The 25,945-nt window shown below is 34.1% G+C and carries 28 protein-coding genes; 17 read left to right on the forward strand and 11 right to left on the reverse strand.

Translation table 11 applies throughout. The features are described from left to right. Positions 1 to 70 precede the first annotated feature (70 nt). Positions 71 to 670, forward strand: a complete 600-nt coding sequence (locus P9211_RS04410) for a peroxiredoxin (RefSeq protein ID WP_012195457.1) — start codon at positions 71 to 73, stop codon at positions 668 to 670. 1 nt (position 671) lies between these two features. Here the strand turns inward: P9211_RS04410 and P9211_RS09855 are convergent, their stop codons facing one another. Further along, entirely contained in the window at positions 672 to 1,463 is a 792-nt protein-coding gene (locus P9211_RS09855) for a hypothetical protein (RefSeq protein WP_012195458.1), read from the reverse strand. A gap of 11 nt (positions 1,464 to 1,474) precedes the next feature. Next, a complete protein-coding gene (gene ftsH / locus P9211_RS04420; protein ID WP_012195459.1) occupies positions 1,475 to 3,208 on the reverse strand; it encodes an ATP-dependent zinc metalloprotease FtsH in 1,734 nt (577 codons plus the stop codon). Positions 3,209 to 3,390: 182 nt separating this feature from the next. Here ftsH and rpmF point away from each other — a divergent pair, with 182 nt between their 5' ends. Then, on the forward strand, positions 3,391 to 3,567 hold the full coding sequence (gene rpmF, locus P9211_RS04425; RefSeq protein WP_012195460.1) for a 50S ribosomal protein L32: 177 nt from the start codon (positions 3,391 to 3,393) through the stop codon (positions 3,565 to 3,567). A 23-nt stretch (positions 3,568 to 3,590) separates the two neighbouring features. Here the strand turns inward: rpmF and P9211_RS04430 are convergent, their stop codons facing one another. Together P9211_RS04430 and P9211_RS04435 are read right to left on the reverse strand one after the other, a co-directional pair. Then, complete coding sequence (locus P9211_RS04430; RefSeq protein WP_012195461.1) at positions 3,591 to 3,923, reverse strand: DUF565 domain-containing protein; 333 nt, start codon at positions 3,921 to 3,923, stop codon at positions 3,591 to 3,593. Then, a complete protein-coding gene (locus P9211_RS04435; RefSeq protein WP_012195462.1) occupies positions 3,916 to 4,665 on the reverse strand; it encodes an HAD-IA family hydrolase in 750 nt (249 codons plus the stop codon). The genes P9211_RS04430 and P9211_RS04435 overlap by 8 nt, the downstream gene beginning before the upstream one ends. Positions 4,666 to 4,725: 60 nt before the next feature. Here P9211_RS04435 and recJ point away from each other — a divergent pair, with 60 nt between their 5' ends. From recJ to acsF, 9 genes are all read left to right on the forward strand, one after another. After that, the gene (gene recJ / locus P9211_RS04440) at positions 4,726 to 6,603 is read left to right on the forward strand and encodes a single-stranded-DNA-specific exonuclease RecJ (protein ID WP_012195463.1); all 1,878 of its coding nucleotides are present in this window, start codon (positions 4,726 to 4,728) and stop codon (positions 6,601 to 6,603) included. Positions 6,604 to 6,909: 306 nt separating this feature from the next. Continuing rightward, entirely contained in the window at positions 6,910 to 7,275 is a 366-nt protein-coding gene (locus P9211_RS04445; RefSeq protein ID WP_012195464.1) for a YkgJ family cysteine cluster protein, read from the forward strand. Between the two features lie 4 nt (positions 7,276 to 7,279). After that, complete coding sequence (locus P9211_RS04450; protein WP_012195465.1) at positions 7,280 to 7,642, forward strand: TMEM165/GDT1 family protein; 363 nt, start codon at positions 7,280 to 7,282, stop codon at positions 7,640 to 7,642. Further along, a complete protein-coding gene (locus P9211_RS04455; RefSeq protein ID WP_012195466.1) occupies positions 7,639 to 7,932 on the forward strand; it encodes a TMEM165/GDT1 family protein in 294 nt (97 codons plus the stop codon). Before P9211_RS04450 ends, P9211_RS04455 begins: the two co-directional genes overlap by 4 nt. Positions 7,933 to 8,058: 126 nt before the next feature. Beyond that, complete coding sequence (locus tag P9211_RS04460) at positions 8,059 to 10,341, forward strand: RNB domain-containing ribonuclease (RefSeq protein WP_012195467.1); 2,283 nt, start codon at positions 8,059 to 8,061, stop codon at positions 10,339 to 10,341. Positions 10,342 to 10,368: 27 nt separating this feature from the next. Next, entirely contained in the window at positions 10,369 to 10,971 is a 603-nt protein-coding gene (locus P9211_RS04465; RefSeq protein ID WP_012195468.1) for a flavin prenyltransferase UbiX, read from the forward strand. A gap of 1 nt (position 10,972) precedes the next feature. Continuing rightward, positions 10,973 to 11,536, forward strand: coding sequence for a hypothetical protein (locus P9211_RS04470; protein ID WP_012195469.1), 564 nt, complete (start codon positions 10,973 to 10,975; stop codon positions 11,534 to 11,536). A gap of 81 nt (positions 11,537 to 11,617) precedes the next feature. Continuing rightward, a complete protein-coding gene (locus P9211_RS04475) occupies positions 11,618 to 12,079 on the forward strand; it encodes a DUF2996 domain-containing protein (RefSeq protein ID WP_012195470.1) in 462 nt (153 codons plus the stop codon). A gap of 132 nt (positions 12,080 to 12,211) precedes the next feature. Next, positions 12,212 to 13,261 (forward strand): magnesium-protoporphyrin IX monomethyl ester (oxidative) cyclase, encoded by a 1,050-nt coding sequence (gene acsF, locus P9211_RS04480; RefSeq protein WP_012195471.1) that lies wholly within the window; start codon positions 12,212 to 12,214, stop codon positions 13,259 to 13,261. A 62-nt stretch (positions 13,262 to 13,323) separates the two neighbouring features. Here acsF and P9211_RS04485 read toward each other — a convergent pair whose 3' ends face one another. Together P9211_RS04485 and P9211_RS04490 are read right to left on the reverse strand one after the other, a co-directional pair. After that, on the reverse strand, positions 13,324 to 13,689 hold the full coding sequence (locus P9211_RS04485; protein WP_012195472.1) for a 2Fe-2S iron-sulfur cluster-binding protein: 366 nt from the start codon (positions 13,687 to 13,689) through the stop codon (positions 13,324 to 13,326). A 23-nt stretch (positions 13,690 to 13,712) separates the two neighbouring features. Then, positions 13,713 to 14,087, reverse strand: coding sequence for a hypothetical protein (locus P9211_RS04490; RefSeq protein ID WP_225866219.1), 375 nt, complete (start codon positions 14,085 to 14,087; stop codon positions 13,713 to 13,715). A gap of 132 nt (positions 14,088 to 14,219) precedes the next feature. On the opposite strand from P9211_RS04490, the gene P9211_RS04495 reads away from it, so the two are divergent. From P9211_RS04495 to fmt, 3 genes are read left to right on the forward strand one after another with little or no spacing between them, the layout of a single operon-like run. Further along, a complete protein-coding gene (locus tag P9211_RS04495) occupies positions 14,220 to 15,623 on the forward strand; it encodes a TldD/PmbA family protein (protein ID WP_041391518.1) in 1,404 nt (467 codons plus the stop codon). Further along, positions 15,623 to 17,002: a TldD/PmbA family protein gene (locus P9211_RS04500; RefSeq protein ID WP_012195475.1), complete on the forward strand. Its 1,380-nt coding sequence runs from the start codon at positions 15,623 to 15,625 to the stop codon at positions 17,000 to 17,002. Before P9211_RS04495 ends, P9211_RS04500 begins: the two co-directional genes overlap by 1 nt. Then, positions 16,999 to 18,018 carry a methionyl-tRNA formyltransferase gene (gene fmt / locus P9211_RS04505; protein ID WP_012195476.1) on the forward strand — a complete coding sequence of 340 codons (1,020 nt, stop codon included), beginning with the start codon at positions 16,999 to 17,001 and terminating at the stop codon, positions 18,016 to 18,018. Before P9211_RS04500 ends, fmt begins: the two co-directional genes overlap by 4 nt. Before the next feature lie 9 nt (positions 18,019 to 18,027). On the opposite strand, the gene P9211_RS04510 is transcribed toward fmt, so the two are convergent. After that, complete coding sequence (locus P9211_RS04510) at positions 18,028 to 18,738, reverse strand: TerC family protein (RefSeq protein ID WP_012195477.1); 711 nt, start codon at positions 18,736 to 18,738, stop codon at positions 18,028 to 18,030. 84 nt (positions 18,739 to 18,822) lie between these two features. Between P9211_RS04510 and P9211_RS04515 the strand changes: the two genes are divergently transcribed. Together P9211_RS04515 and mfd are read left to right on the forward strand one after the other, a co-directional pair. After that, positions 18,823 to 19,506 carry a hypothetical protein gene (locus P9211_RS04515; RefSeq protein WP_012195478.1) on the forward strand — a complete coding sequence of 228 codons (684 nt, stop codon included), beginning with the start codon at positions 18,823 to 18,825 and terminating at the stop codon, positions 19,504 to 19,506. A gap of 36 nt (positions 19,507 to 19,542) precedes the next feature. Then, positions 19,543 to 23,052 carry a transcription-repair coupling factor gene (gene mfd / locus P9211_RS04520; protein WP_012195479.1) on the forward strand — a complete coding sequence of 1,170 codons (3,510 nt, stop codon included), beginning with the start codon at positions 19,543 to 19,545 and terminating at the stop codon, positions 23,050 to 23,052. A 1-nt stretch (position 23,053) separates the two neighbouring features. On the opposite strand, the gene P9211_RS04525 is transcribed toward mfd, so the two are convergent. Further along, entirely contained in the window at positions 23,054 to 23,362 is a 309-nt protein-coding gene (locus P9211_RS04525; RefSeq protein WP_012195480.1) for a thioredoxin family protein, read from the reverse strand. A gap of 99 nt (positions 23,363 to 23,461) precedes the next feature. Here P9211_RS04525 and P9211_RS09580 point away from each other — a divergent pair, with 99 nt between their 5' ends. Then, positions 23,462 to 23,632, forward strand: a complete 171-nt coding sequence (locus P9211_RS09580) for a hypothetical protein (RefSeq protein ID WP_159088376.1) — start codon at positions 23,462 to 23,464, stop codon at positions 23,630 to 23,632. Between the two features lie 766 nt (positions 23,633 to 24,398). Here P9211_RS09580 and P9211_RS04535 read toward each other — a convergent pair. The 3 genes from P9211_RS04535 to P9211_RS04545 all read right to left on the reverse strand — a co-directional run bounded on the left by P9211_RS04535 (position 24,399) and on the right by P9211_RS04545 (position 25,928). Beyond that, positions 24,399 to 25,004, reverse strand: a complete 606-nt coding sequence (locus P9211_RS04535; RefSeq protein ID WP_012195483.1) for a DUF4335 domain-containing protein — start codon at positions 25,002 to 25,004, stop codon at positions 24,399 to 24,401. Beyond that, a complete protein-coding gene (locus P9211_RS04540) occupies positions 25,001 to 25,552 on the reverse strand; it encodes a DUF3038 domain-containing protein (protein ID WP_012195484.1) in 552 nt (183 codons plus the stop codon). The genes P9211_RS04535 and P9211_RS04540 overlap by 4 nt, the downstream gene beginning before the upstream one ends. Before the next feature lie 166 nt (positions 25,553 to 25,718). Beyond that, positions 25,719 to 25,928, reverse strand: coding sequence for a DUF2949 domain-containing protein (locus P9211_RS04545; protein WP_041391112.1), 210 nt, complete (start codon positions 25,926 to 25,928; stop codon positions 25,719 to 25,721). Positions 25,929 to 25,945 lie beyond the last annotated feature (17 nt).

The following is a 25,945-nucleotide window of genomic DNA, read 5'->3' on the forward strand; positions in this document are numbered from 1 at the left end:
ATATTAGTTAATCTAGACTTTTGTCTGGGAACAAATTCTAAGCTTACCTTCATTTGAATCCCCTTAACCAATGATGACGAACGAATGTATCCGTGTTGGCCAGAAAGCTCCTGATTTTACTGCTACTGCAGTGATAGACCAGGAATTCAAGGAAATATCACTTTCAAATTACAGAGGTAAATATGTTGTGCTTTTCTTTTACCCTCTAGATTTTACTTTTGTATGTCCAACTGAAATTACCGCTTTTAGCGATAGATACTCCGAATTTTCAAGTAAGAACACTGAGGTCTTAGGGGTATCTGTAGACAGTCAATTTAGCCACCTTGCCTGGATTCAAACTCAAAGAAATGATGGAGGCATTGGCGATATCAATTATCCCTTGGTTGCCGATTTAAAGAAAGAGATTTCATTGGCTTATAACGTTCTCGACGATGCAGAGGGTGTTGCTTTAAGAGGTCTTTATATCATCGATCCAGATGGTGTGATCATGCACGCTACTATTAACAACCTACCTGTAGGAAGAAATGTTGATGAGACCTTGAGAGTTCTTCAAGCATTTCAATATGTTCAAGCCAACCCAGACGAGGTATGTCCTGCCAATTGGACTCCAGGGGAAAAGACAATGAAGCCAGATCCAGAAGGGAGCAAGGAGTATTTCTCAAGTCTATAATTTAAAAAGTTCCCCAGAAATAGAAGAAGATACTTCCAATAAGTGGAGTTAGCCTATATAGATGCAATATAAACTTCTCTTTGAACTTAGGACAAGTCCAGTCTGATATAGATTCTCCATCAAGCAAATATCTCATTAGAGCATGTACTATGTTGAGCAAAATAAAAACTAGAATCACCGTTAAGGGCAATATGCAATGGCTAATTAAGTTGTCAACTTCAATAACAACTTGATTCTGACTATGTCCTCCCTGTAAATATCTCCAATAGTTTAGATAAGCAATAGAAAAGGTCAGCCCACTAACAAAACTAAGTATTTTAGATGTAAACTTATTTACTAATAAGGCAGATATTAGTATGTAAAGTCCAATTAATAGATCAAGTTTCGGTATATTGTTCCTAGAGTAATCTAAATAAGTTTTTAGGCTATTACCTTCAATGCCTAATGAATATAAAAATATGAAAAGATTGTTGATAAACAATATAAAGTATGCCAATGTCGAACTTACTAGATAAATAGTGTAGTTCTTTCTTTTAATGTATGAATTACAGTCTATTATTTTTATTTGAGAATATGTAACAAGTCTCCACTGTTCTTTCCAATAGTTAAGGTAAGCTATTATGAATAATGCAGGCACTATAACTAGGATATCAAGAAGAAGCCCATAAGGTAAATAATCATTCCATGAAAATTGTGTATACCTATAAATCTCTATTGTAGAGATTCCTAATATATAGGAACAGGTGAAATATATTAGTAAAGTTGAAGGGTTTTTATAGTTTATTTTAACCATCTTAAGAGAGTTTATATCTCTGAATTTATTTGTGGTTCTATACCTGTTACTTCAGTGAATCTCTCTATTGATACAGTTTCCTCTTCAAGAAGTACGTTAACCATTAAATCCATTTCATTTATGAATGGTTTTAGTAAATTAATTGCTTTTTCAAGACAATACTTAGACAGTAGGATTACTTCTTGATCAATTGCTGTAATTGTTTTTTGAGCTATAGAACTAGACGGACTAATAAGAGATCTGCCAATAAATACTTCTTCTTGATTCATCTCAAGACAAACTGGTCCTAGCTTTGAAAATCCATATTTGGTTATCATCTCTCTAGCAAGATCTGTTGCTGCTGATATTTCATTTATCGAAACCTGCGTTATTTCTTGATTACCAAAAACTAGGATTTCAGCTGCTCTACCTGCAAGCGTTCGTATTAAACGTGATAAAAGGTAGCGCTTTGTTATTAATCCACTATCTAATAACTCTTCATCAGGTGTAAATCGAGTGTAACCACCTAATTTTGAACTTCTAGGTAGAATAGATACCTTGTCTAACTTCTCTGATGTGGGTATTAAAAAAGAAACCAATGCTTTGCCTACTTCGTTATATGCAATTATTCTTTTATTTGATGAATTAGTTAAGGGGTTTCTTATTAAACCCATGGTTAGTTTATCTAGTGCTTGGTTCAACTCAATGTTGCTTATTTTCGTCTTATTTGATCTTGCTGCAATAATTGCTGACTCATTTAACAAATTACTTAGATCTGCACCAGAAAAACCCGATGTATTTAGAGCAATTGCGTTTAGAGATACATCCTCTGATAATGGCTTGGTTCGTGCATGAACAGAGAGGATTTCAAGCCTTCCTTTCCTGTCTGGAAGGCCAATTTCAATTTTTCTATCGAATCGACCAGGCCTTATTAAGGCGTTATCCAATACGTCTGGCCTATTTGTAGCTGCTATAACTATTACCCCAGAGTTTTCTGCAAATCCGTCTATTTCTGTAAGTAGTTGATTTAAGGTTTGTTCTCTTTCATCATTGCCTCCGCCTATTCCACTTCCCCTCTTCCTTCCAATAGCATCTATTTCGTCAATAAAGATTATGGAAGGAGATTTTTCCAATGCTTTTTTGAATAATTGTCTTACTCGACTGGCCCCTACGCCAACAAAGAGCTCTACAAATTCAGAGGCTGATATTGAGAAAAATGGCACATTTGCCTCTCCTGCAATAGCCCTTGCTAGCAAAGTTTTACCGGTTCCAGGAGGACCAATGAGTAGAAATCCTTTAGGGATTTTTGCTCCCATTTTGGAGAAGACTTGGGGTGATTTTAAAAATGTGACTATTTCCTTGATGTCTTCTAATGCTTCAGATATACCAGCAACATCATCGAATTTTGTTGTAGGGCCCTCTGCATCGTCTATTGGATCTTTGCTATTTACAAATCCAAGGGTCTTATTTGCAATACCTGCAGTCCTTTTGAGAATAAATAGAAGTGCCGCAATAAATAGAAAAACTATAGTTAAATTCCCAAATAAGGAGGCAACAGCTTGTTCCTGTCTAATATCTTTTACTGTTAACTGTGTTCCACTCTCTTCGGCTAAACGCAATATTTTTTGATCATTTGGTAGGACTGGGACTTTAGAAGAAGAGCCATCCTTAAAAACTACATATACTTCTCTTCTTGCTGGTACATATATTATAGACCTTATATTTCCTGAGGATATGTCTTTTAAAAGATTGCTGTAGCTCGACATGTCATTCTTCTGAACAATTAATTAATTGTTTTAATTAACAGTTGAATATTTATATTATAGATAGCTTTGCAGTTGGTTTTTATTTATTTCTGATTTGATATGGATACCATTACAAATATAGATTCGATTTGACTTAGGGCCTAACTAGAATGGATTATATTAAAAAGGTTTGATGATCAGAAATGGCTGTACCAAAGAAAAAGACCTCTAAGGGCAAGAGAAATCAGAGACATTCCATATGGAAAGCCAAGGCAGGCATTGCTGCTCAAAAGGCTTTGTCTTTAGGTAAGTCAGTTCTGACAGGAAGGTCTCAAGGCTTTGTATACCCTATTGATGAGCAGGAAGAGGCTGAAGAATAGATACAGATCTTCTGGCTACTTTTTTAAGACCCTAGTTTGAATGCTTCTAAAACAATTGCATAGGTAACTCCTATTCTTATATTATCAATTGAGAGCCAATAGACCTTTATTGGCTGTTTAACTATCCTCTTAAGTCTTACTAATAACTCAATAACAATAATTATTAAAGGAACTATCAAGACTCTTTGCCCTGTTCTTTGTAGGTAGTAAGCGAACAAACTACTTGCTAGATAATAGCCAAAGAGGAGGCTTAGTAGACCTATAGAGCGTTTTCGCCAACTACCGGAAAATGAAGATGCAAATTCGTCGCTTATACGGTCAATTAATTGGCTATAACCAGTTCTATGTTTAACCATTTAGTGACTTTTTTAGTAGATTTTCTAAAGTCCTATAATCTATTATAGAAGTTGAATCTAAACCTTTAAAAATATATGATGGTTTGTTATAGTCTCCCAGATGATCAACTATAATATCTGCAGCTTTATAAAGCGAATCCTTATATTTACTCCAAGGCGAAAGAGTGACAATACAATTTAAATTAGCCAGGGATGCAGACCTCAACCCTTCAATTGAGTCTTCTATAGCAATTGAATTCCGGGTGGAACTTTTGCTAAGCTCCAAAGCTTTGATATAGCACTCGGGACTTGGTTTAGCTAATTGGACCAATTCTGAGGTAACATAACCGCTAAAAGTATTAAGTTTATAAGCTTCTAGCAAAGCCTTTACTGAGGACTTACCACTAGATGTAACGATCCACTGTTTGACATTATTTTCTTTTAACTCCTTCAACAACCTAATAACGCCAGGCCTTATTTTTATAGACCCTTTCCGAACCAATTCTATGTAATTATACTTTTTAGATTGATGAATACTTTTTATTTGTTCATCGGTAATAGTATGTCCTTTTAGTAGGGCATATTGTTTGATTCTATTCCTTCCACCAGGGAAATGTAAAAGTTGAATGTATTCGTCTTTGGACCAGTTCCAATCTAAAGAATACTTATTAAATGCTTGATTAAAAGCTACTCGATGACCTGTTAATTCTGTATCTGCTATAGTTCCATCGAGATCCCAAAATACCGTTTTAAGCTGTTGCATATAATTTTTAGTCTATTAGTAAATTAACACCTCATACATCACTACTCTAGCAAGGAACTCTTGAGAAATCTAACAGCTAAGTGGATAACACCTCTCCCAGTATGTTTTTCCGAATCGATTCCTAAAGAGATTCCTCACATAATTAAATCAATTCTTTTAAGGCGAGGACTTACTCATATCAACGATATTAATGATTTAGTTGAGCCCCCCGACCTCCCAGATCCAACAGACCATTTCCCAGACTTAGACATAGCATCTGAGAGGATAATTTCTGCTATAAACAATAATGAAAAAATTGCTATATGCGGAGACTACGATGCTGATGGTATGACCAGTACGTCATTATTGGTTGATTTTTTGCTTAGGCTTGATGGATCCCCAATTCCATTTATACCATCAAGAAAAGAGGAAGGATATGGCCTTAACAGAAATATCGTCGAGAAGATTCGACGGGAAGGTATTCGTTTAATTATCACAGTTGATAATGGAGTCTCTGCCATCTATGAAATAGAACTAGCTCAGTCATATGGAATAGATGTTATTCTCTCGGATCATCATGAGATAAAAGAGAATCTACCAAATCTATTAGCTTTGATTCATCCAAGTACCATTCCATACTCATCTCCTTATAAATATTTAGCAGGCGTTGGCTTGGCATATCTAATAGCTCAAACTATTGCTATTAAAAGAAATTCTACAGATAAATTGTCCTTATCCAAGGATTTGTTTTGTATAGGTACAGTAGCTGATATGGCTAAACTAAAAGGGGCTAATCGTTATTGGTTGAAAAGTTGGACTCCTAATCTTATAAATACGAAATCTAAGGGTTTAAAATCACTTTTATCTAAAGCTAAGTTGAATAATAAAAATATAACAACAGAGGATATTGCCTTTAGAATAGCACCTAGAATTAATTCTGTTGGTAGAATATCTGAACCTTCTTTAATTTTGAAGCTATTTCTAGAGAAGGATCATATTTCTATTCGAGAAATAGTTAATAAGATAGAAAATATAAACAAGGAAAGAAAGCTTTTATGTAATCAAACTACTTCAGAAGCTATTTCAATTCTAGAAAGTAATTCTGAAGTACTCAACCCATTTATTGTTCTTGCTCAGAACCACTGGCATCAAGGTGTTATTGGTATTGTTGCAGCTAAAATCATGGAAAGATACAATCGGCCAACAGCAATACTTGCCAGCGACAAAAACGGTTTTTTAAGAGCATCTGTCAGATCTCCGAAATCCTTTAATGCATTGGCAGCGCTAAAGAAATGTTCACAGATTTTGCATAAATTTGGCGGCCATTCAGCAGCTGGAGGCTTTACTATTAAAGCTGAAAAAATATCTCTCCTTCAGTCAAAACTTAATGAATCAGCTAGCCATTGGTTGTCTAATAATTCAAAACCAACTATTGAACCAGAATGTTATGTTGAATTTGATCAAATAACTAATCAGATATGTAATTATCTAAAGTTACTTGAACCTTTTGGGCAAGGAAATCCAGCCCCTTTGTTTTGGACACGTGGATGTACCATATTAAAAAAGGAGACTTTTTATTCTGGTCATCAGTTATTACATCTCAAGCAAGGAAAAAGTATAGTTAAGGCAATAAACTGGAACTCTAATAAATTTACTACTTATCCCTCTAGTATAGATATTGCTTTTTATATAGATTATGAGAATTATTTTAATACAGATAAGCACCAAATAACTATCTTTTCCTTTAAGGAATATTCTAAGGTAGAAAGCTTTGCACTCATGAATAGGATCTATAAATGCCAATTAGATCCAGAGGGTAATTTACTAATAGAGAATAGTCTAGGTAAAAAAATATGTTATAAAGGAACTTTTAATGATCAATCAATTAATCAATTTTCCGATAATAAATATATAAGGAGATTGGTATCAATTTCCGGCGAAATACTTGGAATAGTTTAATTAGAAAATTAACCCTATTGATATGACTACCAATAGGGTTAATTTCTAGTTCTTTTGTCTGGGTTGGATCGAGAGGTTACCCAGTAATGCTAATCAGCAATTATCTTCTATAGAAAATAAGAGCTATTATTGCAGGACCTGCAAGTGCTACAGCAACAAATGGCAATAGATTTCCCATTTTTTTAGATAGACGTTAGTATTTATACCAAGAGCATAGTTTACTAAAGCATCCTTTGAGAATGAAATATATTTTTTGTAATTTGCTTGTTAACTCCATAGCACTTAATTCAGATATATTCCTTTAGTATGGCAGCCCAAAAGCTGAGATGGCAGTGTATCAGGGCATGTGGAGCATGTTGTAGACTCGCTCCACATGAGAGAGTTGAAGCACTTCAGGCACTTTCTAAAGAACAAACTATTCAGTATTTACGCCTAGTAGCAGATGATGGATGGTGTCGTTTTTATAACAAATCCATGAAAACGTGCACTATTTATAATCAGAGGCCTGATTTTTGCAATGTCAAAAATCTTTTAAGTATTTTCAAATTAGATAATACTTCTATAGATACAGTTGCAATTATGTCTTGTAGGCAACATATTCGGTCCATATATGGAGGCAGGAGTCAAGTCCTAAAACGATTTGAACATACACTCAGAAGCAATTCAACATAAGTCTATGATAAAAAAATATGATTCAACTGTTTCTGAGAATGAATTAAAAGACCAATCTTCTAATAGTTTTGCAATTACCCTCTTTAGCACCTTTACAACTGTATTTATAGCTGAGTTGGGAGATAAGACCCAAGTTGCTACGTTACTTCTTTCCGCTGAGTCAGGTAGCCCCTTAATTGTTTTTATAGGAGCTTCTCTTGCTTTAGTATTATCAAGCCTTTTTGGTGTTCTTCTTGGAAGGTATATATCAAAGCATATACCCCCTAGCCTTTTTAGTTATTTGGCTGGTTCTCTAATGACCCTTATAGGTCTCTGGTTGTTAATAGAATCCTTAGATAGTAGATTCAATATTATTAATTTCCCATGAAATTACTAGACCCTATTCTTATATCTACGTTTTCGACTATTTTGTTTGCAGAGCTTGGTGATAAAACACAACTTGCAACAGTTGCAATCAGTGGTAAAAGTGACAAACCCATAGCAGTATTTATTGGCTCTTCTAGTGCACTTGTAATAGCTTGCTTAATTGGTACCCTTGCGGGTGGGTCTATATCTACTTATATCCCATCCTATATTCTAAAATTGGTTGCAGCTATTGGTTTTTTGTACATTGGCGTAAGTCTTTTGCTTAGTGCATACAGAAGCCAAGAAACTTAGTTAATTATTCTTACCCTGTCAAAGTTTTAATAGTTTTGATATTTATATCGTATAAAAACACTACGCTTTGAAATATAATTCTTGTAGGTTGCTGAATATGAATCAACCAGTAACCATCACTTCATTATGCTCTCAGTAGCCAGAATACTTGAATTATTACCCAGCGAAGGGAGTCTAGAAGTTAAGAAGCTTGAGAAAGCTCTTAAGCTAACTAAGAAATTAGAGAGAAATCATCTTGATATAGCCCTAAAAGCCTTATCTAAATTAGGAATTTTAAGGAAGGATACGTCAGATACTATTCAAAGAGTATTATTAGAATCAACAATTATTGGAAATGTACGCTGCAGTAGCAAGGGTTATTGCTTTGTTGTAAGAGAAGATGGCGATGATGACATCTATATAAGGGATCAACATTTAAATAATGCATGGCATGGAGACAAAGTTTTAGTAAGAATTTTAAAAGAGGGCATTAGAAGAAAGTCGCCAGAAGGTACTATTTTGTGTGTTCTTGAGAGAATTAATGAAAATGTCTTAGCATCTTTGGATAAAACTGAGACTGGTTATTTAGCAACCCCTTTGGATGAAAGGATCCTATCCAAGGTTGAAATATCTAGTGATAAGAAAATATCAGATAACCTTATTAATTCAGATCATATATTTAAAGTAAAAGTAAATAAATACCCAATTGCTCAATATAATGCTTTAGGTGAGATTGTTCAGACACTCAATCTTAATTCTGGAACTCAAGGAGATTTAGAAATTATTAAAGCCAAACATAATATATCTATGGAAGAAAAACCCCCTAGGGTTTCACTTAAATCCCCAGACGAAAAAAACAGAGTAGATTTAACCTCTCAAAACTCATTATTATTAACAAGTTGGGAAAGTGATCAATCACCATTCCTCTTGTCAATATACACTGAACCTTATCATGGAGGAGCTAAGTTATGGATACATTCCCCAACGGTAGGAGAAAGAATAAATCAAGGTAATAAATTAGATGAGTGGCTATTAGCCAGATCTGAATCTATATGCCTTGGTAGTAGTTGGATCAATTTACTTCCTACTAACTTATTCAATCAATCTAAATTTGAAGTAGATAAATCTAATCATGCCATTACTCTAGAACTTGATATCGATAAAGATGGTAATTATACCAATTGGAATTTTTACCTAAGTAAGATTAAGCCTAAGGCATTAATCACTAGAGAGCATTTAACTACTCTTAATAAGAGAAAACCTCGATCTAGAACTATTCCCCAAAAACTTAAGTCAATTAAAGATAGTATTTCCCAATTGGAAACATTGCTATTTGCTTGCCAACTCCTAAAAAATAAATTAATAGAAGATGCATACCTTGAACTTCCTTCTAAACCTTTAGAGTCAAATAAATTAATTGATCATGATTTTGTCAATCCAGGCAATGCATATAAACCATGGCATGATTCATTAGATGAATCGGATCCTAACTCTATAATTAATATAATCACAAGAGCAGCTAATAATATATGGAATATACACCACACTACTTTGAGAATCCCAGGTATTTACTTGGAAGAACAACCTCTAGATCTAAATCAATATAATGAAGTAATAAAATCTGCAGTTGTTTTAAACACTAAATTAGAGTTAGACGAAGACGGGTTGATTTCATTACCAGATTTTGTTCATACCCTTTCTCATAGTAATGATCAACCTATTATCCAAAAATCTCTTAAGAATATTTTGCCTAATAAGGTATTTAAAATATTTGGACAAGAACAATCGAATGTCAGCCAATTAGAAGGTTCTTTGCAAACCAATACATATAAAGAGTCCCCATGGTGCTCCCCTTCTCTAAGCTATTGCGATATTCTCAATCAGTTTATTCTTATTTCTCTTTTGACTGGTACAAAAGGGAATACTAAGTCACGACAAAAGGATTCTCCAAACTTTACTTCTAAAATTAATCTTAGAGATTCAAATTTAGATGTCTTTACAGATCAAAAGTTAGCTACTATTCGCCAAAATATTAGCCAAAAGAAGATATCTCATCTAAATTCTATTTCTAAGAGAAATTCCCAATTTAAATCTGGATTAATCTCTATTTTAGAGACTAGGGCTGTACAGGCTAAGACAGGTTCTGTTCTAAAAGGCTTAATTACGGGAGTTCAGAGCTATGGCTTTTTTGTTGAGTTGAATCCCTTTCTGGCCGAAGGACTTGTGCACGTTAGCTCTTTAGATGATGACTGGTATGAATACCGCTCTAGACAAAATATGCTTATTGGTCGAAAGAATAAACGAACCTATCAACTTGGAGATCAAGTTTTTGTAAAGGTTGTTAGCGTTGATATTCTAAAAAATCAAATTGATCTAGAAACGAGTACCAAAGATAATATTGCTGCAGATATAGACTCAGAATCCTCATAATGTGTAAATTAGATAAACTTCATAATCATGACTAAAATCGTTCTTGCTGTTACAGGAGCCTCGGCTCAACCTATAGCTGAAAGGTCTTTAGAACTTCTTTTAAAGAATAATCTAGAGGTTCACTTAATTTTAAGTAAGGGAGCTTATAAAGTCTGGGATGCAGAGGCAAATACAAAGATTCCTTTCGATCCAGCTAGCCAAGAGAAGTTCTGGAGGAATAGATTAAAGATAAATTCAGGTAAACTAAATTGTTATAAATGGAATGATAATTCAGCAAGTATTGCCAGCGGAAGTGTACATACTGATGGGATGATTATTGTTCCATGTACTATGGGGACTATTGGACGAATCTCTAACGGATTTGCCTTAGACTTAATTGAAAGATGTGCGGATGTTCACTTGAAAGAACTCCGAAAACTTGTTATTTCTCCAAGGGAAAGTCCTTTCAATTTAATACATCTAAGAAACATGACTAAGTTAGCTGAGGCCGGGGCACACATAGTTCCTTGTATTCCAGCATGGTACGGATCACCTAATTCTCTAGAGGACATGATTAACTTTCTAGTCGTTAGACTTTTTGATTCTTTTAACCTTGATCTTTTAAAGATCAAGCGGTGGAAGGATTATTAGAGTGAAAAAATTTAACAAGTTCCTACTTTTAGCATCACTTAGCCCATTATTGATTGTATTATTTATATCAGCAATTAATACAAGAGAAAGATTTTCTCTTAGATTTTTAATTTGGACTTCACCAGAAATTCCTTTATCATCCGCCTTAGCAATAGCTTCAACCTCTAGTTTCTTTATCGGCTACTTGCCTTACTTTTTCCTTACTAGGTATCATCTTGTAACTAGTAGAACAGTTAAGGTTAAACCTACAAACAACATCTATGAATCGATTGAAAGTCAATTCAACGATTCTGAACCAGAAGCAAAATATGAAGGTAACTTTTTTGTAGAAAGAGATGTTAGAGATCCTTCACCTACTTTAACAGTACCTTTTAAGGTTATAAAGAAGTCTGAAGAAAACATTCCAAAAAATAATTCGTTTGTCGATCTTCATTCTAATCATTTGACTAATAGTTATAGTGATCAAAGTCAATCTTCTGAATCTAGGAATATAGAAGAAAAATATTCAAATGGTACATACCCTCTAGTTGATGACTGGCTGACAACCTTGGATGAAGACTGGTAATTATTTTATGATAGTTATAAAAAAAGTTCTTTGATTATTTATATAAGTTGCTTATAATGCTTTTATCAATATCTTCAAGCCTTGGAAGAATCACATCAAGACCAGATTAAAGGTGATAACAGCCAAGCTTTATCAGAAAGCTCTAGCAATGTAGTTACTCAAGAAGTAAAGGAAAAACCGCTAAAGATTGAAGAAAAGCCTTTTGATGTTTTTATTCTTGATCATTTCATCCCAGGCCTTAAGAGTAGTCTTCACAAATTTGGCATTTCTGCACCCGTAATAACACTTAAAGAGGACGAAAGGCCAGTTACAGGCGGAAAATGCTGGATGGTTTATGCAAAGCTTCCGAAAGATCGCAAGTTTTGGATTTGCTTTTCTACCAATCAAATCTCTTCTTTAAAAAATTTTGCAATATCCGAATCAGGAGCAGAACCAAGTCTTCTTGAATCTTTTTTGATTGATGAAAGGAAGACTACCTTGCCCTTATTAATTTCTAGAACCCTCCAGAGGTTAAATGGCCAGAAATGGCTTGGAAGGAACTAGCCTTAGAAGTTTTGTTGGTTTCTCTGAGGTTCAATCAAAGTATTTCTTCATACATCAAATAATCAATTACGTGAAGTTTTTGGAAAAATACTTGGTATAGAAGTATGATCGTGGCTCTGATATGGAGAGATAATGACTGCAACAGCCTCTGCTTCTAGTGTTTCTGGATCACTGGGTAGGAATGAGTTGCCTCCACATCTTGATGAAAACCTTTTAACACCAAGGTTTTATACAACTGAATTCGATAAGGCTGCTAAAACAGATTTAGAAATTGCCAGAAGAGACTTTCAGGCAATGTTTAATGAAATGGAAGCTGATTATAACCTCAAGCATTTTGATAGGAAAGCTTCATTGGCTCGCCTGAATGAGCTTTCGCCAAAGGATAAATCAGTCTATGAAAGCTATCTTGTACGCTCAGTAGTATCAGAATTTTCAGGATTTTTACTCTTCAAGGAAATATCCAATAGATTTAAAAAAGCCAAGAGACCAGAACTTGGCCAATTCTTCCAATTTCTAGCAAGAGATGAAGCAAGGCATGCTGGATTTTTGGGAAGAGCTCTTAAGGAAGAGGGAATAAACATAGATCTTCCAAATTTACCCAAAAAAAGAGCTGCCACATTTTTCCCATTGAGTTGGGTCCTTTATTCCCTTTATCTTTCTGAAAAAATCGGATATTGGCGCTATATCCTAATAAATAGACACCTAAAAGCCCATCCAGATAAAGCTTGTGCTCCATTATTCGATTTCTTTGAACCATGGTGTCAGGATGAGAACCGTCATGGTGATTGTATAAACATGATGATGCGTTGTTGGCCTGGAATGACAAAGGGATTTAGAGGCAAAATTCTTAGCAGATTTTTCCTATGGACAGTCTTTCTTACTCATACCTTAACCGTCTGTGAAAGAGGAGATTTTTATGAATTACTCGCTATAGATCCTGTTAAATTCGATGAGGAAGTAATTATCCAAACCAATAACACATCTAAAAATGCATTTCCTTGGGTTTATAATTTTGAAGATGGAAGGTTCTTAGAAATGAGAAAGGAAATATTAAATGCATTTAGATCATGGAGGAAAGCTTCAAAATTATCTAAGCCTATACACTTCCTTAAGTTTGTTTCATTGATAGCTCGCCAATTTGCCTTGCCAATGGAGAAGACACAAGCTGTTCGTTATAGTTAATATATCTAGTTAAAAGTCTAGAATAAATTACTTATATTCTATTAATTAACTCTATATATTTATTAAATATCAAAAGGATTACCTGCTTTAGTTCCCATATCGCTTAAAAATTTGCCAAATTGTTTTTCGTAAACTTCATCTTCATCTTGTGTCTCTACTTCTAATGGTCCAATAGCCTTGGCAATACAAAGCAGAGCATAACCTTTATCTTGCATCTCTTTTGAAAGACCTATTCCTAGGCTTTGATCTAAGTCCCCAGAAAGAACCTTTACAGCACATGTTGTACAACATCCATTTCTACAAGAAAATGGTAAATCTTCACCCTGAGATTCAAAATATCGCAATATGTATTCTCCATGAGGGACTTCAATAGATATTGTTCTATTGATTTGCTTATTGTGTACTATTATTTTGTGGCTTTTGTTCATAAAATCTTGTGCGTATTTAATAACTAATTAAACACACTAATGTCTCTAACTGTAGGACCTGGAGGAAGTTCCATTGCATTTTGACGTAATTGGTTTATATCTAGTTTAATAGTTTTAACTTCACCTCCAAACCGAAGCCTTACCCAATCAATAGCAGTTGGATCATCTGCTATAACAGCTTCTTGGGTTGATTCAGATAATTTGAACTTTTTCACTAACTCAGGAGAAAGATACCAAAAAGCAACATCCTCTCCTTTTCTATTCCTTCGCTCTGAGACAGTTTCTCTTAATTGACCATTGCCAGTTAACTGTCCAATAGGGGCAAGCAATGCATATAAATCTCTGATTTCATCCATAAAGACTGGTCTTTTATTGACTATTGCAATACTAGATGGCAAGGTCTTAAAATTGTTAATTCAAAATAATTTTTTTTTAATAATGAGATTTCGCTTGAGTGTGCGTAATATATAAAGCTAGAAGAAAAATTTTTGACTATTACAATCTCAAGTTTAGAAGCTGATTTTCTTGATATTGAATCTTCCATCGAAGGTCTCAAGCAAAATCTAGAAGAGTTACTAGCTTATGGCGTTTCCTCAGGAGCAGATCTTGTAGAAATTTTCCTTGAACATGTAGATAATTTAGGCGTATTGGCTGAGCAAGACCTTATTACAAGTGTTTCTCCATCATTTGGCAGAGGAGTTGGCTTGAGAGTTTTTTCTAATGGTAAAGATGGATTTGTGTCTACTAATGATCTGTCAAGGAAAGGCTTAAAAACCGCACTTGACCAGGCTCTAAGCATGTTGGGTCTGGAGGCTACTTCATTAAATAATTCACGCTTTATTGGCTTAAAAGAACTTTCTGTTTATGGACCCATCAAGTCAGATCTTTATCTGAAATGCCCAGGATTAAAAGAAGCAACGCATAAAATTCTCGAAGGGACATCTATGTTAAATAAACTTGGCAAGCATCTTGAAGTACGTCGGGGAACATATTCCAAATCAATTCAAGAAGTATTTGTTGCGGCTAGTGATGGAACATTTGGGAGGGACTTAAGGCTCTATCAATCCATTGGATTGAATGCTTTAGCCGTAGATAAGCAATATCGTTCGAGCTTAGGCCGACGCTATGGTTCAACTGGGAATCCTTCGCAACTGTCTGAATGGGATGTAGAAGATTCAGCTAGAGATATCTCTGAAAGTGCGCAAAAAATGCTATATGCCAAATATGTAGATGCCGGCCAAATGCCAGTAGTTCTTGCGAATAAATTTGGAGGAGTGATTTTTCATGAAGCATGTGGACATTTACTTGAAACAACTCAGATAGAAAGAGGAACTACACCTTTTATTGGCAAAATAAACAAAAAGATTGCTCATCAAAGCGTTACTGCTATAGATGAAGGACTTACTCAGGGTGCATTTGGTTCTATTTCAATGGATGATGAAGGCATGCCCTCTCAATCAAACATACTTATTGAAAATGGAATATTAAAGCAATTCATTAGTGATAGAGCTGGAGAAATGAGGACTGGCTTTTCTAGAACAGGAAGTGGTCGCAGACAAAGTTATGCTTATCCTGCAGCGAGCAGAATGCGCAACACATATATAAGTGCTGGTAAATATTTACCAGAGGATCTCATTCAAAGCATTGATAATGGAATTTATTGCAAATCTATGGGGGGAGGAAGTGTAGGCGCTACAGGACAGTTTAATTTTTCAGTAGAAGAGGGCTATTTAATTAGAAATGGCAAATTAAAAGAACCGGTTAAGGGAGCAACTCTTATTGGTGAAGCTAAAGAAATAATGCCCAGGATCTCTATGTGTGCTAATGATCTAGCTTTGGCAGCAGGCTACTGTGGATCCGTTAGTGGAAACATTAATGTAACTGTTGGACAACCACACATTAAGGTTGATTCAATTACTGTAGGTGGAAGATAATGACTAAAACAACTAATGACGACTTAATTGTACTTAATAAAGCAAATATTAAAGAAAAAATTGATAAAATATCATCAGAATTAAAAATAGACAAATGGGATATAGGAGTATCCTCAAGTATTGATACCTCTGTTCAGGTATTTAATGGTGAACCTAAACAGTTAAAATCTTCTCAAAGAAGTTCGATAACTATACGAGTTTGGAATAAGAATTTAGTAGGGATTACAAGTACATCTGATCTTTCTTATAAAGCTCTTAAACAAGCCTTTACATCAGCATATCAAGCAAGTGAATATGGCAACTCACAGGAATCACCAGACTTTTCACCATTATGTAATGAATTACTTCCTGTTGTTAACATTCCAATTAGAGATGCTACAGGTGTTAAATATTTGTATGAACGTTTAAAGCAAGCAGAATCAGATCTCTTGAATAAGCATAACAGTATAGATTCAGTACCCTATAATGGATTTTCAGAGTCTGATTATGAAAGGGTCTATCTAAATAGCAGTGGTTCTTCTCGAGTATTAAGAAATACTCAATCTAGTATATATCTTTATGCAAAGGCTCAAGAGAAAGGTAGGAAGCCCAGAAGCGGAGGTTCAATAGTATTAGCTCATGGAAGTAAGGAAATAGATGTTGATAAGTGTGTTGCTGAAGCAGCAGAAAAGACAATTAGTCACCTTAATTATAAGCCAATCGAAACGGGAAAATATCTTGTTTGCTTTTCACCCGAAGCGTTTCTTGAGCTTTTAACAGCTTTTAGCAACATCTTTAATGCTAGATCAATATTAGATGGTATTAGTCTTTCTACAAAAAGCACAATAAATACACAAGTTGCCAACCCATTGCTTACTTTGCATGATAACGGACTAGATCCATCTAATTTTGGAGCAGTCACATTTGATGGAGAGGGTACACCTACTAAAGATTTATGTTTAATAAAAAATGGGGTATTAAAGAATCTCATTCACTCAGAAGCAACAGCACGAGAATTTGGTGTACCGCCGTCTGGACATGCTGGTTTAGGAGCAAAGGTTTCAGTTTCTCCTGACTGGCTACTTATAAGCAGGAATAAAGAGATCCCTATATCTTCTTCTTTGGACCATCGAACAAACAGAACACAATTTGTCCTAATAGAAGGTTTACAGGCTTTACATGCAGGTATTAAACCAAGCCAAGGCTCTTTTTCTCTCCCCTTCGATGGTTGGCTTGTAAATAATAGAGAGAAAATCTCTATCGAATCAGCAACAATAGCAGGAGACTTTAAAACCTTACTGAAAGAAATAATTGAAATTGAACCAGACGAGATAAAAACGCATGCTGGTGTATCACCTCATGTTTGGGTAGATGGGTTGTCTATTACAGGTGAAAAGTGAAAATTGTTTTTTGGGGCACCCCAGAATTTTCTGTACCTATTCTTGAAGCATTAATTAACTCTGACCATGATGTTGTCGGTGTTGTGACTCAACCAGATAGAAGGAGGTCTAGAGGTAATAAACTTATACATTCACCTGTAAAGACTGTCGCACTAGAAAATAATATCCCAGTACTAACTCCTCAAAATATTAGGCAAGAAAGCTTAATCCAACAAAAGATAATTAACTTAAAAGCAGATTTAAACTTAGTAGTAGCTTTTGGGCAAATACTCCCCTTATTGATTCTGGATTCACCTCCCTTAGGAAGTTGGAATATTCACGCTTCTTTATTACCTAGATGGCGAGGAGCAGCCCCTATTCAACGAGCAATATTGGAAGGTGACATTTTAACTGGAATTTGTATTATGTTAATGGAAGAAGGATTAGATACGGGTCCCATACTTTTACAAAAGGAATTTCCAATTGATGTATTAAGAAACTCTTACCAGATATCATCTGATCTAAGTAGTTTGTCCGCCACAACAATTATAGAAGCTCTAGAATTAATAAGGACTTCATCTCACTTTACTAAAAACCTTGTAGAAATCTACCCTAAGCTTATAAAGCAAGATGTAGTTAATTGTGATCCAATTTATGCCAAAAGATTAACTAAGAAGGAGTTTCAAATAGACTGGAAAAGACTAAGTGAAGAAATCCATAGAACTATAATGGGCCTATACCCTGCTGCATATACATCACTTAATGGCAAAAGAATTAAACTTCATAACTCAATACCTTTAACTCCTAGCTTCTCGACTTATATTTCAAATAATTATGACTCTTATATTATTGATTATATATCAACCTCTTCTTATCCTGGAGAGATTTTAGCTGTTATTCCTAAGCTTGGATTTATAGTAGGGACAGCCAGTTATCCAATTCTTATTTTAAATGGTCAAATGGAAGGAAGAAATAGTGTTTCAGCTGATATACTAGCTAAGCAGATAGACCTATCAATAGGCATAAGATTTGATTAGAATTTATATTTATTGACTATCTTCTTTCTTAATTTTTCTAGAAAAACCCCATAAGAATATAGAGGCTAATATTATAAAGAAATAACTATCAGATATATTTATAGATAAAATAAGTGATTGTACAAATAACTTTAGAGCAACTAGTCCTACAGCGATATAACCTGCTGCTTCTAAGTTTACAAAGATTTCTAGCCAACGTATAAAGAAATCTGCTGTAAACCTAAGGGCAATTACTCCAACAACAGTTCCAGTTATTATTAATAATAATTGGTCGCTAATTGCTACAGCTGCTGTAACACTGTCAATAGAAAATGCTAGATCAGTTATAGCTAACAAAACTACAATTTGTAACATGGAGAGAGTTTCTTTGCTGCTCGATTCCTTTGTTGTAGAATCCTCAATACTAAGGAAAAAGCGTATTACTAATGTAAAAAGATATATTGATGCAGTAAGTTGGACAATAGAGTATCTAATTATATAATTGGCTGTAACTAAGAGGACCATTCTAAGAATTAGAGAAATAAATATGCCAATATTTAAAGCCTTTCGTTGTAATTCTATATTTCGTAACTGCCTTGTGATTGAAGCCAATGCGACTGCATTATCTGCGGATAAAACTATCTCCAAAATAATTATCAGAGGTAGTAAAGGAGCTATTTCTACCCAGCGGTCTATTCCATCAAGTATTGGTGTAAGTGAATCTAATGATGCTGAGTCCATAACTATTAAGTTCTGCTTCTTGTTAGGAGCTACTGTATGTTATGAATACAATTAAGACTAACATTTATTTAAATATAAGATACTATGCAGTTCCATTCAGAACTATCCTATGCAGATTCTCAGGTTGTCATAGTAAAGGTTGTAGCAGTGGTTAAAGATCAGAAGATAGGATCCGCTCTAGGCCAGGGACAAACGGCTGAAGAAGCGGAAGATAATGCACTAAAGCGAATAGAATCTAGGTTAAGAGAGTCAGATGGAATAAAATATAGCCAGATTGGTAAGAACTCCGATTCTTTGAATAACTTAGATAAGACTCCTGACAATTCACAACCCACTAAAACTAATATTTCTAGTCATTCAAATAATCAGATTGTACATAATGAAGACTGGAGTAATGAACTGATACAGCTTGATGAAGAGATTAATAGAATTGGTTGGGACAAAGAGTCTGAAAGTATATTCCTAAACAATATTCTAGGATTTAACAATAGAAATAAAATTATTGACATTAACGATATGCACTTAATCCTTCAATTATTAAAAAATGTTAGAACCGGCGAGTCAGTTCAATCTTTTTCACATTTATCTAATAGAGAGCATCTTATTAAAGACTCCAACGAAAAATTAAAGACTTTAAAATTAACTCTAGATAAGGCCAGACAACTATTATTTAATAATTTCAATGTATATTCAAGATCCGACCTCAGCAATAAACAACTTCTAATGTTTAACCTAATCCTCTCTAACGAAAAGAAATTAACTACTTGAACTAATTATAACAAACCTATATAAAAATTAATTATTATGTCATTAGAACCAATAATTGACAAATTAAAAGAATCGTCTTTAACTTCTCAATTAATAGAACGGATACAACGAAATAACAGATTAATCTTAACGGGAGGTTCAAAAACTGCTAAAACTATTATATCAACCACAATTTCAAAAGCTGAGAAACTACCACTAATAGTCATTGTTCCAACATTAGAAGAAACAACAAGATGGTATTCAATTCTAAATAATTTCTCTTGGGATTCACTTTATATATATCCAACATCAGAAAATTCCCCATATGAATCTATACCACCGACAACTGAGATATTATGGGGACAATTACAAGTTTTGACTGAGCTTTGCTCTAATGATACTAATAACATCGCCATAGTTACAACAGAAAGAGCTCTTCAACCACATTTACCTCCAAAGGACTCTTTTTTAACATCATGCCTATCTTTAGTTAAGGAAAATATATTTGATCTAGATAAGTTAGCCATTAATTTAACAAACCTTGGATATTCTAAAACAACTACTACCGAAGAGGAAGGTCAATGGAGTCGAAGAGGCGATATCTTGGATATTTATCCGGTCAACTATGAATCTCCAATACGGTTAGAATTTTATGGCGATAATATAGATAAAATAAAGGAATTCGACCCAGTTTCTCAACGTTCTCTTGATGAAATAAATCAGGTAATAATCTCACCGGTCAACTTTGATATATTAATAGCGAATAAGCTATCTTCTTTCACTCCAGAAATTCTGGCTAAATATTTTGACGCCGACTCTATCGATAAGCTTAAAAATAATATAATACCTTCTGGTATAAGACGTTATCTAGGACTAGCCTGGACAAGCCCTTCTTCCCTTATAGATTTTATAGATAATTCATCACTAATTATTACAGATGAACCAAATCAATGTAATTCCCATTCAACAGCCTGGACAGAGCATGTCTCAGAAACCTATCATCAATTAGAAACTAATTTAGAGTTAAATGATAATAATTTAGCTCTTCCTCCAAATAACCTTCATTCTACTTTTACTACTAATTATGACTTGCTAAATGGATTTTATGGCTTAGATACTACAGATTTTATTGATCAATATAATAGAGAGAATATATTTGATATTTCCTCCAAACAAATTCTTACCTATCCAAATCAATTCGGAAGGTTAAGTGAAATGCTCAAGAAATATCAAAATGATAAGTTTAAAATCTTTATTTATTCAGCCCAACCTAGTAGAACTAGCTCTCTGCTAAATGAACACGATTGTATTTCAGTATTCGTAGAAAATTCTAAAGATAGCTTACGCATTAAGACATTACTAGATCAAAATACACCTGTTGCTCTCAGAAGTTCATCAAACTTTGATTTAGAAGGGATTAATTTTCTTCCTTGGAAAATACTTCTACTAACAGATAAGGAATTTTATGGACAACAACTTGTCAGTCATAGTGGTTACGTAAGGAGAAGAAAAAGATCAGCTAGTAAAAGTATTGATCATAATAAATTAAGAACTGGGGACTATGTTGTACATAGAAATCATGGTATAGGTAAATTCATTAAAATAGAAAAATTTGTTATCTCTCAAGAAAGTAGAGATTATTTATTAGTCCAGTATCAAGACGGTACTTTACGTGTAGCCGCAGATCAACTTGGTTCTCTTGGCCGCTATAGATCATCTTCTGACAAATCACCTAGGATTGGAAAGTTAGGAGGTACAGCTTGGCTTAATGCAAAGGAAAAAGCACGAAAATCAATTAACAAAGTTGCTATAGATTTAATTAGGCTTTACGCAGAGAGGAATAAAACTGAGGGCTATAGTTTCCCTCCTGATGCTCCTTGGCAATCTGAACTTGAAGATGCATTCCAATATGAGCCTACTCATGATCAACTCACTGCAATTAAGGATGTCAAAAATGATATGGAAAAACCCAAACCCATGGATAGACTTGTTTGTGGCGATGTTGGCTATGGAAAAACGGAAGTAGCGATTAGGGCTCTTTTTAAAGCTATTATATCCGGAAAACAAGCAGCATTACTCGCTCCAACAACTATCCTATCTCAACAGCATTGGCGTACGTTATCTGATCGATTTGCTCCTTATCCAATTAAAATTGCGCTTTTAAATCGATTCAAGACTTCAAGAGAAAAGAATGCAATTGTAGAAGAACTGAAAAGCGGAACTATAGATTTAGTTGTAGGTACCCATTTAATACTTTCCAACAAGGTTTGTTTTAAAGATTTAGGTTTATTAGTAGTTGATGAAGAGCAACGGTTTGGTGTAAAGCAAAAGGAGCGTATTAAACAATTTAAAAAAAATATAGATGTTCTTACTCTTACTGCTACACCAATTCCTAGGACTTTGTATATGAGTCTATCGGGAGTTAGAGAAATGAGTCTTATTACTACCCCCCCTCCTCTACGAAGGGCTATTAAAACTCATTTAATTCCCTATGAGGAAGAAGCAATCAGAAGTGCTATATGCCAGGAGATTGATAGAGGAGGTCAAATATTTTATGTCGTCCCACGAATTGAAGGTATAACTGATATTGCTACAAAATTAAGTAATATGATTCCGAAAATAAGAATATTAATAGCACATGGTCAAATGGATGAAGGTGAATTAGAAAGCTCAATGATAGCTTTTAATGACTGGGAAGCAGACTTAATGCTTTGTACTACAATAGTTGAGAGCGGTTTAGACATTCCTAGAGTTAATACAATATTAATTGAGGATGCTCAGCAGTTTGGCCTGTCACAGCTTTATCAATTAAGAGGAAGAGTTGGTCGCAGTGGTGTTCAGGCTCATGCTTGGCTACTTTATCCAAGTAATACGACAATTAATGATAAAGCTAAGCAACGATTACAAGCAATCCAGGAATTTAGCCAATTAGGAAGTGGGTATCAATTGTCTATGCGTGATATGGAAATAAGAGGGGTTGGAAACTTAATAGGCCTACAGCAGAGTGGACAGATGGAAGCAATTGGTTTTGATATGTATATGGAAATGCTACAAGAATGTATTTCAGATCTAGAAGGACATGAAATACCAAAAGTTGATGAAACTCTTATAGATTTACCAATTAACGCATTTATACCAGGTAATTGGATAGTTGATAACCAAGAAAAAATTTCAGCTTATAAGGCAGCAACTGATTGCCATACATCAGGAAAACTTATTGAATTGGGTCTTGCATGGTCAGACAGATATGGTGCCTTGCCTAAACCTGTCTCCTCGTTAATGCAAGTAATGCAAATTAAACTAGTCGGTAAAAGTTTAGGATTTTCCCGTATTCGGCAGATAAAACCAAATATTATTTTAGAAACTAAAATGAAGGAATCTACTTTTAAAGTTCTTAGGAATGGAATCGATAAGAGCTTACACAGTAGGATACTATATAAGAAAGGCAATTCTTCTTCGGAGGTATTACTTAGAGGACTTGCGAATCAACCCATCGAAAAACAGTTGGATATCCTATTTGAATGGCTATCCAAAATGAAGGATGCTACAACAAACCTAGAATTATAATTTACTTTGAAATAATTGCTTTAAGCTTGCTTCTAAAATCTCCCTTTTGCATTCCACCTTTGATCTCTCCTTTAATAGTAAATTCTTCTTCAGGATTACTCACTATTAAATAAGTTGGCCATCCCATTCCTTCCTTATTCGGATATTGTTTTAATAAAATCCTACGATATTTTCTATATACTTGAGTTTCTTGAAGTACAACATTTATGAATTCACATTCAAGTTCATTCGAGACCTTAGAATCATAGTGACTCATTTTATGACATGTGCCGCAATCCTCTGAGCTAAATTTAATGACTGAGTATTTCATAAAATTTGGTGTTTTTTAAATTATATATCTTATATATCAATAGATTATACTTGAAATATAATTTAAAAATTAGTAACTATCTCTCATACAAATAATTTCTTGATTAAACCCAACGAGGAGCCAAAGAGTAATATTGATGATATACACAGAAATATTAGTAGGTCAGTACTTCCTTCGCCAAAAAGAAGAAGAGATATGTTAATTAGTGAAGCAATAGAAGACAGTAGAACTATTATTAGAGATAAACTCAATACTATTCTAGTTAAATAAATGGGAATCTGCATAGACCTGGAAAATGATTTAAACTTCTGAAGATCATTGGTTATATAAATAAAATTTAATATTAGACATATTCCTAAGGGTACCCATAAAAACGATTGAGCAAGGTATAGATTTATAAAATGAATACTTGATAATATTAATGAGAGAATAACTACAATTCTAGAATGGCTATAGTCAACCATAGTATTGAGTAGTAAAAAATTGTCAGTTTTACTTTATAGGTTTAATAGAAGTATTAATTTATAAGAATTATATCTTTTAAAGTAATTTTACAATAATGAGTTACTACCTACTTTATAAGTTCTCTTAACTATTATTAATTTTATTTGTATTTAAAAGCATAATTAGGATTCGAAATAATCGTACTGATCCACCTATTATAAGGATAAGGCTTGTAACTAGTAATAGTAATACGACAAAGGCTCCACTAATCTTAGCAAATGATTCAACTAGTTGGGTCAAGCTATCAGAGACCTCTTTCCATATTTCTAAAAAGAAGGTTTGTAGATTAAAACCATTGGGAAGTGTATTAAGGAATAAAATAAGGTTACTGCCAGTAACAAGCATTATTAACGCTTCTATTAAATTTCTAAGTACAGTCTTATTTTTTTTTGCGGACTTGCCTCTGAAAATATATTGTGAGGAGAGCTTCCTTTTTCTTTTTGATCCTGAAGAGGTCATATACATCTATATGTTATAGATCTGTTAGATCTCTACAATTTTGACAATTAAATAGAAATAGTCAACTTGACGTCTATTTCTTAATGTAATTTGTGCCTGATTTTACATTCTCGTATTGTGAGTTTTGATGTTGTAATTCTGGTATTAAAAGAAAGCTTGTTGAGGATATAACCAATGAAATTACAGCCACAATAGGTGCAGAAAAAAACCTTAGAAGAAGCTTGCTAGAAATAAGCTCGGAAGCATTGAGGCCCTTTTCCTTTGGAATATCCCAATTAATAAGTACTCTTGAATCTGTTCTGAGTTGATCAAAACATCTTGTTAGATCTGTCAGTTCCGCATCATCGATGACTATTTCGACAGGAGATACTCCTTCTTTAGTACTTGTTAGAACAAGTAAATGACCTGAAGAATTATTTGGTGAAATGGTAACGAAATCTCCTTGCTTGCCTATCTTCTTCTTGATGCCTGATAAGCGATAACGTGAATATTGCAGGACAGAATTCATAAAGCATTGAAGATGCTCTTTTTTACCTTCTAATTCAGGGCCACCAATTAGCTTTAACCTCCATAGTAAAAGTATTGAAATCGTATCTATACTTAAACCTAGGGAAGCATCGGCTATTCCTTCTAGTTCAAGCCTTGCTGAAGCCTGATCGTACCTGTAATTCTGTTTCATGTATTGTCTAGAAGTGATGCTCTAAGCCTATTAATTCCTCCAGGGCCAGAGCTTAGTGCAAGAGAAATTATAATATCTCGGTAGAATTCGGTATCGTTGGTATTTAGATACTTTTTTACTGCTCCTTTTCCAAGATTCATCCTCTCTTCAATTAATTCATTAAACCTTTTTTTAAAGGAAAGCCATCTCTGAGCATTAATTTTCTCTGGTTCTTTAGAGGAAAGAAGGATTCTAATTTTTGGGTAGAAATAATCTGATATAAATGATACTAATGAAATCAATGCCTCAGCTGATTCCTGAGTTTGAATGGAGGGCTTAGATGCCCTTCGCATTGGGTTGTTACAGCGGAATTTCCACAGTTCTACTTTATTAGGAAAAAATCTATCAAGACCTAGTTGATTAGCTGCTGAAATTATTAGCTGAGGACCATTAATATCAATCGACTCAATTGCCAATAATAGAAGATCAAGCCTCTCGAAACCCTTCCTTGATATAGGACGTTTTGATGCAGGTATTCCTAAACTACTAAAGAAGCTACTAACTTTCATGGAACTTATTCATGTGCGGTGAAGAAAGACTAATTATTAATCCTCGTTTAATGATGACACAGAGATTATAAATTGGTAGTTATGATCTATCAATTTGGAAAGTGAACACAGATTTACAGCACTATTGTAAACCTATTATTGTATTTTTTGATCATAACTCTTTAAATTAACTCTGATCCAGCCAATCCAATAGATTTTGGTAGTCTGTTACAGATATGATGCCATACGACCAAAGAATTATTGGAAGTGGAGCATTCTCTTCCTTTGACTTCTTTAAACCTAATTCAATGGCACTATCGCTTATCCCATAGTGACTTTTTAAGTATATTAGTAATTTCCTGCTTGGAGGTTTGGATGGCTGACTTGTTATAATCAAAATAGATAGAGTGTTAG

The sequence above is a fragment of the Prochlorococcus marinus str. MIT 9211 genome (assembly GCF_000018585.1).
Classification (GTDB): Bacteria; Cyanobacteriota; Cyanobacteriia; order PCC-6307; family Cyanobiaceae; genus Prochlorococcus_D; species Prochlorococcus_D marinus_B.

What these genes read in the sequence shown, in the direction of transcription:
- ftsH (WP_012195459.1), bottom strand. Translation starts at nt 3,208, where the DNA reads ATGTCGAGCTACAGCAATCTTTTAAAAGACATATCCTCAGGAAATATA.
- P9211_RS04435 (WP_012195462.1), bottom strand. Translation starts at nt 4,665, where the DNA reads ATGCAACAGCTTAAAACGGTATTTTGGGATCTCGATGGAACTATAGCA.
- P9211_RS04430 (WP_012195461.1), bottom strand. Translation starts at nt 3,923, where the DNA reads ATGGTTAAACATAGAACTGGTTATAGCCAATTAATTGACCGTATAAGC.
- P9211_RS04500 (WP_012195475.1), top strand. Translation starts at nt 15,623, where the DNA reads ATGACTAAAACAACTAATGACGACTTAATTGTACTTAATAAAGCAAAT.
- rpmF (WP_012195460.1), top strand. Translation starts at nt 3,391, where the DNA reads ATGGCTGTACCAAAGAAAAAGACCTCTAAGGGCAAGAGAAATCAGAGA.
- P9211_RS04410 (WP_012195457.1), top strand. Translation starts at nt 71, where the DNA reads ATGATGACGAACGAATGTATCCGTGTTGGCCAGAAAGCTCCTGATTTT.
- P9211_RS04485 (WP_012195472.1), bottom strand. Translation starts at nt 13,689, where the DNA reads ATGAACAAAAGCCACAAAATAATAGTACACAATAAGCAAATCAATAGA.
- P9211_RS04445 (WP_012195464.1), top strand. Translation starts at nt 6,910, where the DNA reads ATGGCAGCCCAAAAGCTGAGATGGCAGTGTATCAGGGCATGTGGAGCA.
- P9211_RS04540 (WP_012195484.1), bottom strand. Translation starts at nt 25,552, where the DNA reads ATGAAAGTTAGTAGCTTCTTTAGTAGTTTAGGAATACCTGCATCAAAA.
- P9211_RS04465 (WP_012195468.1), top strand. Translation starts at nt 10,369, where the DNA reads ATGACTAAAATCGTTCTTGCTGTTACAGGAGCCTCGGCTCAACCTATA.
- P9211_RS04535 (WP_012195483.1), bottom strand. Translation starts at nt 25,004, where the DNA reads ATGAAACAGAATTACAGGTACGATCAGGCTTCAGCAAGGCTTGAACTA.
- P9211_RS04455 (WP_012195466.1), top strand. Translation starts at nt 7,639, where the DNA reads ATGAAATTACTAGACCCTATTCTTATATCTACGTTTTCGACTATTTTG.
- mfd (WP_012195479.1), top strand. Translation starts at nt 19,543, where the DNA reads ATGTCATTAGAACCAATAATTGACAAATTAAAAGAATCGTCTTTAACT.
- P9211_RS04515 (WP_012195478.1), top strand. Translation starts at nt 18,823, where the DNA reads ATGCAGTTCCATTCAGAACTATCCTATGCAGATTCTCAGGTTGTCATA.
- P9211_RS04450 (WP_012195465.1), top strand. Translation starts at nt 7,280, where the DNA reads ATGATAAAAAAATATGATTCAACTGTTTCTGAGAATGAATTAAAAGAC.
- P9211_RS04510 (WP_012195477.1), bottom strand. Translation starts at nt 18,738, where the DNA reads ATGGACTCAGCATCATTAGATTCACTTACACCAATACTTGATGGAATA.
- P9211_RS04525 (WP_012195480.1), bottom strand. Translation starts at nt 23,362, where the DNA reads ATGAAATACTCAGTCATTAAATTTAGCTCAGAGGATTGCGGCACATGT.
- P9211_RS09855 (WP_012195458.1), bottom strand. Translation starts at nt 1,463, where the DNA reads ATGGTTAAAATAAACTATAAAAACCCTTCAACTTTACTAATATATTTC.
- acsF (WP_012195471.1), top strand. Translation starts at nt 12,212, where the DNA reads ATGACTGCAACAGCCTCTGCTTCTAGTGTTTCTGGATCACTGGGTAGG.
- P9211_RS04460 (WP_012195467.1), top strand. Translation starts at nt 8,059, where the DNA reads ATGCTCTCAGTAGCCAGAATACTTGAATTATTACCCAGCGAAGGGAGT.